The organism is Pisciglobus halotolerans, from assembly GCF_900113675.1.
Classification (GTDB): Bacteria; Bacillota; Bacilli; order Lactobacillales; family Carnobacteriaceae; genus Pisciglobus; species Pisciglobus halotolerans.
In genome coordinates this window covers 1-14058 of sequence record NZ_FOQE01000027.1, presented here as the reverse complement: position 1 = coordinate 14058, position 14058 = coordinate 1, and the positions used below count along the sequence as shown (strand labels likewise).

The 14058-nt window shown below is 40.8% G+C and carries 10 protein-coding genes and 2 pseudogenes; 3 read left to right on the top strand and 9 right to left on the bottom strand.

Annotated features, from left to right (window positions below; genetic code table 11):
• Window positions 1–457 precede the first annotated feature (457 nt).
• Window positions 458–1804: an MATE family efflux transporter gene (locus BM057_RS08645; RefSeq protein ID WP_092092984.1), complete on the top strand. Its 1347-nt coding sequence runs from the start codon at window positions 458–460 to the stop codon at window positions 1802–1804.
• Between the two features lie 505 nt (window positions 1805–2309).
• Here BM057_RS08645 and BM057_RS08635 read toward each other — a convergent pair.
• The 9 genes and pseudogenes from BM057_RS08635 to BM057_RS08595 all read right to left on the bottom strand — a co-directional run bounded on the left by BM057_RS08635 (window position 2310) and on the right by BM057_RS08595 (window position 9633).
• Window positions 2310–3152 carry a DegV family protein gene (locus tag BM057_RS08635; RefSeq protein WP_245741899.1) on the bottom strand — a complete coding sequence of 281 codons (843 nt, stop codon included), beginning with the start codon at window positions 3150–3152 and terminating at the stop codon, window positions 2310–2312.
• A 183-nt stretch (window positions 3153–3335) separates the two neighbouring features.
• Window positions 3336–3437 (bottom strand): annotated as a pseudogene (locus BM057_RS12085) (SEC-C metal-binding domain-containing protein); the annotation flags it as partial.
• 1100 nt (window positions 3438–4537) lie between these two features.
• Window positions 4538–5017 (bottom strand): hypothetical protein, encoded by a 480-nt coding sequence (locus BM057_RS08625; protein ID WP_092092976.1) that lies wholly within the window; start codon window positions 5015–5017, stop codon window positions 4538–4540.
• Between the two features lie 217 nt (window positions 5018–5234).
• Window positions 5235–5669, bottom strand: coding sequence for a VOC family protein (locus BM057_RS08620; RefSeq protein ID WP_092092973.1), 435 nt, complete (start codon window positions 5667–5669; stop codon window positions 5235–5237).
• A gap of 20 nt (window positions 5670–5689) precedes the next feature.
• Window positions 5690–6241, bottom strand: a complete 552-nt coding sequence (locus BM057_RS08615) for a phosphoribosyltransferase (RefSeq protein ID WP_092092971.1) — start codon at window positions 6239–6241, stop codon at window positions 5690–5692.
• 145 nt (window positions 6242–6386) lie between these two features.
• Window positions 6387–6668 carry a DUF503 domain-containing protein gene (locus BM057_RS08610; RefSeq protein WP_047390936.1) on the bottom strand — a complete coding sequence of 94 codons (282 nt, stop codon included), beginning with the start codon at window positions 6666–6668 and terminating at the stop codon, window positions 6387–6389.
• A gap of 33 nt (window positions 6669–6701) precedes the next feature.
• A complete protein-coding gene (locus tag BM057_RS08605) occupies window positions 6702–7241 on the bottom strand; it encodes an O-acetyl-ADP-ribose deacetylase (protein ID WP_092092968.1) in 540 nt (179 codons plus the stop codon).
• Between the two features lie 213 nt (window positions 7242–7454).
• Window positions 7455–8096, bottom strand: coding sequence for a YdhK family protein (locus tag BM057_RS08600; protein WP_245741898.1), 642 nt, complete (start codon window positions 8094–8096; stop codon window positions 7455–7457).
• 319 nt (window positions 8097–8415) lie between these two features.
• Window positions 8416–9633 (bottom strand): LysM peptidoglycan-binding domain-containing protein, encoded by a 1218-nt coding sequence (locus tag BM057_RS08595; protein ID WP_092092966.1) that lies wholly within the window; start codon window positions 9631–9633, stop codon window positions 8416–8418.
• A gap of 1118 nt (window positions 9634–10751) precedes the next feature.
• On the opposite strand from BM057_RS08595, the gene BM057_RS08590 reads away from it, so the two are divergent.
• Both BM057_RS08590 and BM057_RS12125 read left to right on the top strand, forming a co-directional pair.
• Window positions 10752–11942, top strand: coding sequence for a quaternary amine ABC transporter ATP-binding protein (locus BM057_RS08590; protein WP_047390952.1), 1191 nt, complete (start codon window positions 10752–10754; stop codon window positions 11940–11942).
• A pseudogene (locus BM057_RS12125) lies at window positions 11942–13793 on the top strand (ABC transporter permease/substrate binding protein). The gene BM057_RS08590 and the pseudogene BM057_RS12125 overlap by 1 nt, the downstream one beginning before the upstream one ends.
• Window positions 13794–14058 lie beyond the last annotated feature (265 nt).

Sequence of the window (14058 nt, the reverse complement as noted above, 5' to 3'; positions counted from 1 at the left end):
TGAACAAGTCTAGAACTTTTCTTCTCTCACTTGATCACAGAACCCCTTTCTATGAACAAGTTTAGAACTTTTCTTCTCTCACTTGTTTACAGAGCACCTTTCTATGAACAAGTCTAGAACTTTTCTCGTCTCACTTGATCACAGAACCCCTTTCTATAAACAAGTCTAGAACTTTTCTCGTCTCACTTGGTCACAGAACACCTTCCTGTGATCAAGTAAACCTATTTCCCTGTCTTTTTGACACTCACTCGCTATAAACTTTCCATTTGCCTGTCTTATGAAAAAACTTCTAACCGCTTATAACATATTTGATCGCATTTGATCGAACCAACTATCTTTTTTACTACTTATATCTATAGCTACTCTCTGCCTGTTGAAGTTTACATTGACTTCAATCTGTTCCATTGCTAATCTAGTAGGTATTGTGATGAATATCTATAAGAAAAGGTGAAAAGGAATGTCTGAACAGAATCGTTTAGGTACAGAAAAGATTTCAAAGCTCGTTTTTGAGTTTTCGATTCCAGCCGTGATTGGTATGATGGTCAACGGCATTTATAATATTGTAGACCGTATTTTTATCGGAAATAGTCCCGATTTGGGATCTCTCGGTTTAGCAGCTGTTTCGATCACCTATCCAGTTACATTGGTTTTACTGGCATTTGCTTTAATGATTGGAGTGGGCGGCTCAACGATTTTTTCTATTAGTTTGGGAAGACAGCAAAATGAAAAAGCTAAATATTTCTTAGGGAATGCTGTGACCTTAGCTATTATTCTTGGGCTGAGTTTTACTTTTTTCGGAAATTTATTTATTGGACCTCTGCTTCACTTTTTAGGGGCTAGTTCCGATGTAATGCCCTATGCGACAAGCTATTTGAGTATCATTTTGTATGGAGCGATATTTCAATCCATTGCGATGGCGTTAAATAACTTTGCTCGTGCAGACGGCAGTCCGATGGTTTCCATGATCAGTATGCTGATTGGTGCTGGTTTTAACATTGTCTTTGACTATATTTTTATTGTTTTACTAGGTTGGGGCATGGCGGGTGCAGCTTATGCAACGATCGGCGGCCAATTTTTGTCAATGGCTTGGCAATTGTCTTACTTCTTAAGTCAACGCAGCAATGTCCGCCTCGTTCTGCACAACATGAAATTACGGGTCGCTTATGTTAAAGACATTTTGCTTACTGGTCTACCGGCCTTTTTCTTGCAAATTGCAAACAGTATCTTAAATGTAATCTTAAATGTCACCCTTGTTAATTATGGCGGCGACGTTGCAGTTTCTGTTGCTGGGATCATTACAAGTGCAACAACTTTGGTGATCATGTTTGTCAGTGGAATCGTTCAAGGATTGAATCCAATCATCGGTTTCAATCATGGAGCAATGCGTGCGGATCGTGTTAAAGAAGCGATGAAAATCGGGAGTATTGCCGGTTCTGTCGTGACGATCACTGGTTTCATCGTGATTCAACTGTTCCCAGATTTCATTGTCCAATTATTTAACCAAGAAAAAGAAGTGGTTAGTTTAGGAGCAAAAGCGATTCGCATTTGGACGTTGTCGTTTCCAATCGTTGGATTGCAAATCGTTTGGGCCAGCTACTTCCAAGCGATCGGTGAAGTGCGTCTAGCCAGTTTCTTGAACTTAGCCAGACAAGTTATCTTCCTTATCCCGCTGGTTCTGATCTTATCTTCCGCGATTGGACTTTACGGAGTTTATATTTCTGTTCCAGTTGCAGATATATTTGCTTTCAGCATGACCTCTTATTTCTTCTTTAAGCACTTAAAACGATACAATAAAACGATTTAACTAAAATATTTTTAAACAAACTAAAAACGCACATCCAATGCTGAACTGTTCTCGTTCTATAGCAATGGATGTGCGTTTTTTATGTTCCCATTTCTCTTTCAGGCTTTCTCCGTATCCTTGTATTTGAGCTGCGCTCCCCAGTGATCTCCGACTAACTTGTAACATCCGCACAACCGCTTCGCTGGGTTGCTTGCGTTGTTCCTTCGTGAGTGCTTGATCTCTATCGGCCTCGCTCTGCATCCTTGTAGTTGAACTGCGAAAGCCAGAGTCTTTGCAAAAAAGATAAGTTGTTTTGATGCGCGCTCCGCTACTCTCTTCAACAACTTCATGTTTTTGCGGTGACTCTTTCAGGCTTTCTCCGTATCCTTATGTTTTAGTTGAGCTGCGCGAGGCAGAGTCTCGGGTAAAATTCTAAAGATGCTCACATGCGCAGGATGCTCTGCATCGCACTTTTTCATTTTCCTGTCGACTCTATCGGCCTCGCTCCGTATCCTTGTATTTTTGGTTATAAAAGAAGATGCCGACTCCGCCGATTCCTAGGTGGGTGCCGAGGACTGCGCTGATTTTTGAATATTTTTATAGGTGCATTTGGTAGAATCGTGTTGATTTTTGCGGCTATTTCTTTGGCGCGTTCTTCGTCGTCTGCATGGCTGATCGTGATCAGTTGGTCTGGGAAGGAGGCTGTTTTTTCTTTGATTTCGTTCATCATGTATTTGTAGACGCGTTTTTCTCCTCTAAATAGTTTGGCTATTTTGATTTCTCCATCGTTCAACTGCAAGTAGGGACGGATATTTAAAGCAGAGCCTACTTTCGCTGCGGTAGCGGGAATTCTTCCGCCTTTTACCAGCCAGTCTAAATTGGATAAGGTAAAACGATATTCAATATGGTCAGCACTCCACTCCATAAATTGAACGATCTGCTCAAAGGGCAAACCTTTTTTCATCATTTCCATAGCTTGCAAAGCAATCATGGCTCCTCCGCCTGCGCCACCTTTTGAGTCAACAATAGCAAATTTTGGTTTTGGATAGATTTCTCGATAGTTTTCAATGACTTGTTTCCCTAATTGATATGTCCCTGAAAGTTTTGAGGATAATGCAAGATAGATCGCGTCCTCTTTGTCTTCAACACAATTTTCTAGGACTTCTCTTATCGAGCGATAGGAGATCTGTGATGTTTTTGGGATCTCACCTTTTCTCATCACGTCATACACTTCTTTCAGAGAAATCTCTTTACCATCTAAGTAGTCTTTTCCCTCTATAACGATGCTTAGTGGTACGACTTCATATTGATAACGTTCGGCCATTTCCTTATTCTGGTCGCAGCCGCTATCAATGATCAATCTTGTCATCTTCTATCCTCTCTCCTTCCTGATTTCATTTCTTAAAGTGTAACACATTTTTGGATTTTCAGCTTTCCTTCAACTTTGAACGCCTACTGATGATTCTCTTTGTGCAAATTTTTGCTCAAATTTTTCTTATTTAAACAAAAAAAGCTGAAACAGTGATCGTTTCAGCTTTTCTGATGGGTTAGATTAAGAAACATTGCGTCCGTGGCATTTCTTATATTTTTTTCCGCTGCCGCATGGACAAGGTTCGTTCCGACCGATTTTATGAACAGTGATCGGTGTTTGCTTCGTGTTTTTTTCTTTTTCTTTTTCTTTATCTGTTCTCATTTCGAGTGGTTTAAATCCATGACGATCCCATTTTCTCGTATTGTCATCCAACTCTCTGAAAAGAGTCCCAAACTCGTTGATTTCTTGTTTAGATTCAAAAAAGACACCTAAACTTTCCAGCGCTGCATTAATGCTTTTGCCAGACGTACCGATCGCTGATCCATAAGCCACGGTATACAAAGCTTCTGCTTTAGTTGATTCTACTAAAGACTTAGCATCGAAATAGTTTTTCAAATTCAAGTAATTTGGTGAATCGATATTTACAGTGTGTTCTGCATAATAAGCGATCTCAGCTTCCGTTGGCATGTAATAAGGAATCTTTTGTAGACGGTCCATCACAATATGAACTTCTTCCAGTGACTTGAATAGCAAAGAATAAACGATTCCCTCAGCAAAGGCGTATTCTGTCTGCCATTTCGCCAAAAGTTCGGCTTTTTCCACTGCTTCTGCCTCTGTTAAAGGTTCTTCATGGTATTGATTCCAAACAGTGACCAGTTGCGAAATCGGATAAATCCCATATAAACGAACTAAGGCTATGAGATAACCCGCTAGTTCTTGGCTTTCTTCCATCTGCTCTTCAAGTTGACCACTGCGATCGATTTCTTTGATGCAGTCGACCATTTCAATCGGCAAATAAGGTTCAAATTCTTGCTGGTCTTCCATGTATAAGTAGCCAAGTTCTGCTAAAGTAGCCAAAAGTTTAGCATCTTGGTCGTTAAATGTTACTGTTTCTTCATTTGAAGAATGGATGATCTTTTGCAAAGTGTCAAACTCATCTTGGCTGATGGTGTTGAGTAGAGATTTAAAATTATCTACCATTGTTGGCACCATTGTTTCAGCGATTTTTCCTTTTGTGTGGCTCTTTTTGACATCTGCCTGGTGTTTGGCAGCGATTTGAAGCATGACGTCTTTTTTATTTGATTGCAATAATTCAGCTAAAGTTTGCTTTTCATTTGCAGCTTTTGTTTCGTTTACATTCATTCCTTATTGCTCCTACTTTCTATTCTGCTCTTCATTAACGATGCGAAAAAACTGTTTTTCCATTGGACTTGGCTTTACTTTTACGATCGATTCCAAACCTGATTCAAGAAATTCATATCAACATAGCCAAAGATCTGTTCAAAGTTCTTGCGGCTTTTTTCAAAGGCTGTGGATTCACTTTTTTCACTAACTGCAGGACGTTGCAATTGATCAGCGAATTCTTTTGGAAATACTAAGGACAGCTGGTTGTCTTTTTGAAATAGATAGATATAACCTTTTTGAATGGCCTCTTCATAAGCAGCAGCTTCAGCGTGTGCGTTGATTTCGTTGACCAAAGATAAAGTCCTAAAACGGCTTTGATCCGTATTGGCTAGGAAGTCTGTCTTTAATGTTGGCAACAGCTCTGTTATCATGCGTGCTTTCGTAAAGCTTTTCTTCAATGGTACTTGGTGTTGTTCAGCGATCATCATCAAACGATCTTTTTTATATCCTGTTAAACACTCTGCTAGTGCTGGCTTTGGTGCTCCTTTGATCATTGGGAAATGAAGCGTATTTTCCATTTTTTCTACCTCTTTCCATTATGTTCTTTTACATTCTATCGTATTTTCAGCTTTACTGCAAAAAAGCCTGAAAAAAAGAAGCTGTTTCTTTCACAGCTTCTTCTTTCGTTCAAGTTTCATTGATTGGAAGATCCTTTGAAAATAGGCTGATTTTGCTAAAGATCTTACGTTTTATCGCCCATGAATAGGTTGTCGTTTCTTCTTTTTTGACTGAATTTTAGCCGATCATCACATCCGGATCGTTGAATTTGCTCATGTCCATATAGGAAAACTCCCACAAATGGCCATCCAAGTCTTTGATTCGCTTATAGTACATAGCATCGTCCATTTCTGGCAAAGGAGTCGTTTTATCTTCTGCTCCTGCCGTTAAAGCAGCATTGAAAATACGATCCACTTCTTCACGATTCTTTGCAGAAAATGCCATGATCACTTCATTTTCTCGCTCAGTATCTGCAATGTCTTGGTTTGTAAATGATTTGAAAAATTCATGGGTCAGCAACATGGCATACATATGCTCGCCTAGAACTAGGCATGTACCATTGTCATCAGTAAAAACTTCATTAAATTCAAAACCAATCGCAGTGAAAAAATGAATGCTCTTTTGCAAGTCTTTAACGGGCAAGTTGATATAAACATCTTGGAACCGCAACATTTTTCTCACCTTCCTTTCGTTTAAAAGGCTTTTTTGAATTTCTTCAGCATTTGGATGACCTCTTTATCAGAAACTTGTGAAAAGTCTTGATAGTATGCTCCAATGGCACCTGCGAAATATTCAGGGATCTCAATGGCAATGAGTTGATCTACTTTTGATTGGATCTTCACAGCCGTTTCTTTTGGGGAAATAGGAACAGCAACCACGATGGCTTTAGGGGCATGTTTGCGAATGGCATCGATCGCTGAAAGCAAAGTAAAACCTGTTGCGATACCATCGTCAACGAGTATGACGGTCCGATCGGTCAAAGGAATCTGCGGTTGTCCAGACAGATACTTTTTCCTGCGTTTTCTATTTTCTAAGCGTAGTTCACTGATTTGGTTTTCAAGCCAGCTTTGATCAATAGATCGGCTTTCATCTGGATGCAGTATCGGCGCTTCTTCTTCTGTCAGCGCACCAATCGCATATTCAGGATGAAGCGGATGGCCAATCTTTCGCACAAAAACTAAGTCTAAGGGGGCGTTCAGTTCTTCAGCGACTACAAGAGCTAAAGGGACGCCTCCACGCGGTATGCCAGTACTACTGGATCGTCAAGCGCCTTTTCCTTAAGCATCTTAGCCAACTGTCGCCCAGCTTCCTGCCGATTGCTAAATTGAACCACTGCATTAACCTCCTTTTCTGCCTTTTTCTAAAAAAGGTTCGATTCAAAAAAACAAGCTACCATTCAAAGCGCTCTACTTTAAATACTTCGATCTCAAATTGTTCTTCCATTTCAGCTAGGACATGGTCTAGCATTTGATGGCATAATGCATAAGTATTGCTGACGACGCTCATGCCGATCACAGCTTCGTTTAGCATATCTTGCTGATCGATCTCAGCAATACTGATATTGAACTTATTGTGCATCCGATGAATGATGCTTTTGACCACACTTCTTTTATCTTTTAAAGAATACGCATCAAATAAACGAAAAGAAATCTCCATTCCAGCAAAAGCCATTCCATACAACTCCTTCGTTTCGTCGCAAATGAACTAATAGTCTGATTGTTCTGCTAACAATGATTGATACACTTGAGCATCTTGCTCACTAAAACTGACAAAAACCACTTCTTGTATTTGATTCGTCCGATCTCTTGCAAGTTCTTTCAAAACTGTTTGTATCGCAATTTTCGCAGCCTGTTCAATCGGATAACCATAAACGCCGGTGCTGATGGACGGAAAGGCAATTGAATGTAACTGGTATTCAATCGCTAACGCCAAAGATTCCCGGTAACAGGATGCCAGCAGTTCTGGCTCGTGACGCATACCGCCATGCCAAACGGGTCCGACAGTATGAATGACATATTGCGCAGGCAATTGATAACCTTTCGTTATTTTGGCTTGCCCTGTTTTGCATCCATTTAACGTTCGACACTCAGCCAGCAACTCAGGACCAGCTGCTCGGTGAATCGCACCATCCACACCCCCACCGCCCAACAAGCTATTGTTGGCTGCATTTACGATCGCATCGACTTTTAAAGCGGTAATGTCTCCTTGCACCAATTTGATTCGATCCAATTTTTCTATTGTCATTGTGGCTCCCCTTTCTAACGAGAATCGACTTGAATTCGACAAAAAGCTTTCCCTACTTTTTTCTTTCTCTATTTTTCCTTTTCGCCTTCTCGTTTTTATCTCTCTTTCTTCTATTATAATTTTTTCAGGTATACAATACAAAAAGAACACTTCTTGCGTAAGGTCTTCTGAATGATCCTTACTGACAAAAAGTGTTCTTTCTGAATATTTATTCTATTTTGGGTCAACTTCGTCTTCGACTACCCACTTGTGGTTCTTCACTTCATCTGTTCCGTCAGTCGGCATGTAATCAACCATATAAACCGTTGTAGGCTCTGCTTTTTCAATCGTAGCGGTTGCCCCTTCCATTCCTGGCATATGGTTTGACATCAAGGTAACTTCTGAACCTTCTTTGATGTCTCCATTATCCGGTTGTTCGACTTCTTCGTTAACGACCCATTTGTGGTTTTCAACTCGAGGACTTCCGTCAGTTGGTGTATAAGACACTACATAAGCTGTCGTATCAAAGGCTCCGACGATCGTAGCCTCTGCACCATCCATTCCCTCCATATGATCTGCCTTTATGGTCACTTCGTCGCCGATATCGTATTTCGGATCAACTGCTTTTTTGATGCCAGTTGGTAATGTACCGGATTCATCATGTTCCATTTCACCATGTGACATGCTGCTGTCTGTTGCAGCGTCCGAAGAGGTCATTGCACTGGATGATACCATACTAGACTGCTCCATTTCGCTGCTGCTCTCTGCCATTGAACTTGAACTGGTAGATTCTTCGTTAGTGTTCGTTGAGCAAGCAGACAAAACCATCACTGATGCCAATGTTGCCATACCTGTAACGACTTTTTGTTTAAACAACCTTACCGCTCCCCTTCAATTCTATTTATCCTTATTTCTACGCATTTAGTGTAACGAATCTAACTGAAATAACCAAAGAATTTACTTTCTTTCGTTAAGAAAAATTTTTATTCTCTCTATCAATAGATCCTGTTTAACCTATTTTTATCCAATCTTCTTCATAGCACATAAATCAAATAAATTTTTTCCTGCTTGAAGCAATTCCATTTGCCGAAGAAAGTTTCTTTACCAGCATTAAAAGATAAAGAACCTGAAAAAGCCGAGCTCATTTGCCCAGCCTTTTTTCCCTTTATTTTATAGAAGAAATTGAACGCCATGCTTATTGAGGAATGCTCAGTACTTGACCGACACGGATCAAATTGTTACTCTTGATGCCATTTTTACTTGCGATCTTTGCGACGGTTGTCTTGTATTTGCGTGCGATGCTGTATAAAGTATCGCCGGCTTTAACGGTATATGAAGTTGTTTTAGGTGACGTTGGTTGAGAAGAAGTGGTTTTACCTGGGATCGTCAATACTTGTCCGACACGGATCAAATTAACATTCGTCAACTTATTCGCACTGGCAAGTTGAGCCACTGTAATATTGTACTTACGCGCAATACCATAAAGTGTATCGCCCGCTTTAACCGTGTACTTGATTTGTGTTTTCGGCGGTTCAGGTTGGGTTGGTGTAGAAGGGGTCTTTCCAGGAATGATCAGCACTTGACCGACACGAATCAAATTGACATTCGTCAGTTTATTGGCACTAGCTAGTTGAGCCACTGTGACATTGTGTTTACGTGCGATGCTGTAAAGCGTGTCGCCGGCTTTGACCGTGTAAGAAGCACCCGTGGTTTTAGAACCATACGTCAATAATTGAGAAACCGTTACGAATTGATAACCTTTTGCTTTCAGTTTACTGATCATGTTTGGCAAAGCTTTCGTTGTATTGGTTCCGGAGCCGGTATGCATCAAGATGATGGCACCCGGTACAATATTATTGACGACTTTATTGGTCATCGTCGTAGCAGAGTCTCCACGCCAATCGACTGTATCGATCGTCCACATAATCGTTTTGGTGTATCCTGCATCTCCGACTGCTTTTAAAACAGCAGCGTTAACATAGCCATATGGCGGGCGGAAGAATGGTTTCGTTGTTTTACCTGTAGCATTTTTAACGATCGTTTCTGTTTTGCTTAATTGATCTTTCATTTGAGCAGCTGATAGCTTTGTGAAATCCGGATGGTTGTTAGAGTGGTTGCCGATATCATGTCCTTGAGAAACGACATTTTTCATGAGGGATGGGTGGCTCTTTGTAGCTGAACCTGTCATAAAAAAGGTGGCTTTGATATTGTTTTTTTTTAAAATGCTCAAGATCTCGTTTACATTTCCGCCGTCACTTCCATCATCAAACGTTAAGGCGACGACTTTGCTAGAAGTTTGAACACGATTGATCAGTTGGGAGGATGCAGCAGAAACAGAAGCAGACAGAAGAAGGTTGATCACCACAAACAGGAGCATCACAACAATGATAGGCACTCTTTTCTTCTTAGGCATTTTTTCCACCTGCTTTCTTTAGACCAGCGCTGTTACTGCACAAACCACTTTTCGCAACAGTTGCGTCTTTTTACATTCATACGCATCCCCTCTTTATCCATTTTTCAATTTCTTTTGTTTTATCTGATGAATCAGCAGCAAACAGATCTTGAATCATAAAAAAGAAGGTTCTTCTTCTTTTAACATTGGTAAAGAAATTCCCTCCGGCCGATGGGCTGCTGAAATTTCTAGAAATAGGATCCTAACGAGTTTAGCATTAAAAAATTGATATTTTAATGACCAACGTTAACTATTGTAGAATCAAAAAGAAGAGCTCTACTCTTTTAAGAATAGAACTCTCCTTTCAAGGTACAGTCATATGTTCCCCGATTTTCAATTTTTGAACGTCCATTTATTTTTTCGTATCTTGTCGGACTATTCTTAACTAGTTGCTATGCGACTGAAGCATATTCCTTGGCTATCGGACTAGAAAGGGAACGTCTTCCTATGCCTGTACCACACTGGTAGATCTTAGTCTTATCATCGGTCACGCCAAGCTAAGAAAACTTTTTGTGCCTTTGGATAAGCTAAGATACTATGAGTCGGCCGTTCTACTGGACAACCGACCAAAGAATCCGTTACTGCTGGATCCTTTTAAAGAGCGACATGCCCTTTTTATCTACTAAAATCTTATACTCTTGCACGTCCCTCTTTACACTCTAAAGATAACACGAAAGCGCTTTCTTGTCAAGCGGTTTTGTTCTCTTTTTATGAAATAAATCTCATTCTTTATCCTTTTTCCTTACCGCTTCCTTTGATGTCTATAAAAAAATGAAACATGGCTGATTTAGACTTTTCTGAATGCTCTAATCAAATTATTAGAAAGCATTTAAAACGCAGAATGAATCCGATAACAACATAAAAAACAAGCCTTGCTCATTTTACAAGCTTGTTTTTTTTATGTTAGGCTATTACTTGTGTTCAATTTGCTGACACAAATCAGCTTTGAACGGCGTTGGCTGTTAAAGCAGTCAAGACGGCAACAATTGTCGTTTGAAGAAAATCTTCAGCACCAATAAATAACGATTGTATCATTACTATTGGTGGACATTTAAAATTTATGAAAGGAGTGAATCCATTTGTCTAAAATTACAGTAGAAAATCTTGTGAAAGTTTTTGGCAAAAAGAAAAATCAAGCCTTGCAAATGGTCAAGGAAGACAAAACAAAAGCTGAGATCTTGAAAGCGACCGGTGCTACCGTTGGAGTCAATGATGTCAGCTTTTCCGTTGAGCAAGGAGAAATCTTTGTGATCATGGGTCTTTCTGGAAGTGGAAAATCGACACTTGTTAGAATGTTGAATCGCTTGATTGAGCCGACTGAAGGCAGTATTTTTATTGACGGAGAAAACATCTCCAAAATGGACAAAAAAGATTTACGCAAAGTTAGAAGAGAAAAGTTAAGTATGGTGTTCCAAAATTTCGGGTTGTTCCCTCACCGCACGATTTTGGAAAACACTGAGTATGGCTTGGAGATCCAAGGCTACTCGAAGGAAGATCGTCAGCAGAAAGCTGAAATCGCATTGGAAAATGCTGGTTTGATCGCTTTTAAAGATCAATATCCAAACCAACTTTCGGGTGGGATGCAGCAACGGGTCGGTTTGGCACGTGCTTTGGCAAATGATCCTGAGATCTTACTCATGGATGAAGCCTTCTCCGCTTTAGACCCATTGATTCGTCGTGATATGCAAGATGAATTGTTGAACATGCAAGAAACGATGAATAAAACCCTTGTCTTTATCACTCATGACTTAAACGAAGCTTTACGCATCGGAGACCGCATCGCCATTATGAAAGACGGCGAACTCGTACAGCTAGGAACCGGTGAAGAAATTCTAACCAATCCAGCAAACGAATATGTCGAAAAATTCGTTGAAGATGTCGATCGTGCAAAAGTTATTCGGGCTGAAAACATTATGACTCGCCCTACTTACATTGAGATCGATCACGATGGTCCTCATGTTGCCTTACAATTGATGAAAAAAGAAGGTTTGTCCAGCATGGTCGTGCTTGATGACGATCGCAATCTACAAGGTTATGTAACCGACAAAGATATTGTAAAAGCTGTTCAACGCAAAGAAAAATCCGTCAAAGATATCTTACGGAAAGATTTGCCAACTGTTGATCCAGATACATTGGTCAGCGAACTTTTCGATGTGATCCAAGACTCTTCTACTCCAGTCGGGGTTGTGAGAGATGGCAAATTGCTTGGTATCATCGTTAGAAGTCTGGTCATCAGTGCTTTGGCTAAAGATAGTGAGGTGCATGAATAATGGAAGAAAGTATTTTAGATTTTATTCCAGAGATTCCCGTAAGTGATGCCGTAGAATCCTTTATGGATTGGCTGACCGGTACATTTGCATTCTTGTTCGATTCTATTCAGTCATTTGGAAAGTTTGTCATGGAAGGCATGACCGATCTGCTGATCTTGATTCCGCCCGTCTTATTCATTTTGATTATTGCGGCAGCAGCTTTCTTTGCTTCCGGTAAGAAATTCGGACTGGCTGCTTTTGCTATTGTGGGTTTGTGGTTTGTACAGAATCAAGGCCTTTGGGAAGACTTAATGAATACCATCACGCTTGTCATTATTTCAAGTCTGATTTCTATTGTGATCGGTGTTCCAGTTGGAATCTGGATGGCCAAAAGCAAATGGGCCAATACGATCATTACTCCTATTCTTGATTTGATGCAGACAATGCCGGCTTTCGTTTATTTGATCCCAGCCGTTGCCTTCTTTGGGATCGGTATGGTTCCGGGTGTCTTCGCTTCTGTCATCTTTGCCCTTCCGCCAACCGTTCGTTTTACCAACTTGGGTATCCGCCAAGTCCCTGAAGAACTGGTCGAAGCTTCAGAATCATTCGGAAGTACCGGTTCGCAAAAACTCTTTAAAGTCGAACTGCCTTTAGCAAAATCAACGATTATGGCAGGCATTAACCAAACCGTTATGTTGGCTTTATCGATGGTTGTTATTGCTTCCATGATCGGTGCGCCTGGTCTTGGATCAGAAGTCTTGTCTGCATTGCAGCGGGCACAAGTCGGTACAGGTTTCGTTTCTGGACTGTCACTGGTTATTCTGGCTATTGTAATGGACCGCCTGACACAGAAACTGACAAAATAAGAAACTTTTCAACGGTTACTGCTGCTGGTTCTGGAGGGATGCTTTTTCTGCCGGAGCCGGCATAGCCATTGAATTAAAAATACCCATTAAAAAATGATAAGGAGAGAAAAAAATGAAAACATTTAAACGTTTTGGTTTAACCACTGGTATTGCAGCGTCGCTTTTACTAGCTGCCTGCTCTAACAGCAGCGAAAACACGGACAACGGGGAATCTGCAGTCGGTGATGGGCAAGAGATTACTTTGTCTTACGTTGCTTGGGACACTGAAATTGCCTCAACAAACGTGATCGGTGCTGTTTTAGAAGACTTGGGTTATGACGTTACTTTAACACAATTAGATAATGCCATCATGTGGGAATCCGTTGCAACAGGCGAAGCTGATGCAATGGTCGGTGCTTGGCTGCCAGGAACGCATGGTGCTCAGTATGAAAAATACGGCGACCAATTAGACAACTTAGGTACTAACTTGGAAGGTGCTAAAATCGGTTTGACTGTTCCTTCTTATATGGACGTTGATTCGATTGCTGATTTAACGAACGAAGCAGACCAAGTCATCACAGGTATCGAACCGGGTGCCGGTGTAGTAGCTGCAGCTGAACGAGCTGTTGAAGATTACAGCAATTTGAACGACTGGGAAGTACAAACCTCTTCTTCCGGTGCTATGACTACTGCTTTAGGACAGGCTTATAACAACGAAGAACCAATCGTCATCACCGGCTGGTCTCCGCACTGGATGTTCCAATCTTATGATTTGAAATATTTGGAAGATCCCGAAGGCTCATTTGGTGAAGCAGAAAGCATCAATACTATGGCGCGCCAAGGTTTGAAAGACGATATGCCTGAAGCCTACCAAGTCTTGGATCAGTTCAACTGGGAACCCGCTGACTTGGAAGAAGTTATGTTAGCTGTTTCTGAAGGAGACGATCCTGAAGATGCTGCAGAAGAATGGGTTGACAACCACCAAGATAAAGTTGCTGAATGGACAAAAGGAGTTATAGAAGAATAATCTTTTCCCCTTTTTAAACGGAAAACCCGCTCCTGCTTAGGTTGGAGCGGGTTTTTTCATTACTCTATCGCCTCTATTGATCGCTCGCTGCATCTTTAGTTTAGTACTGCGAGTAGGAACGGTAACCGATTTGCTGTCCTACTCAAATGGATTTTGACCGGCGAGTTGGAATGATAGCTGATTTGCTGTCCTACTCAAGTGGATTTTGTCCGGTGAGTTGGAATGATAACTGATTTGCGGTCCTACTCAAATGGATTTTGTCCGG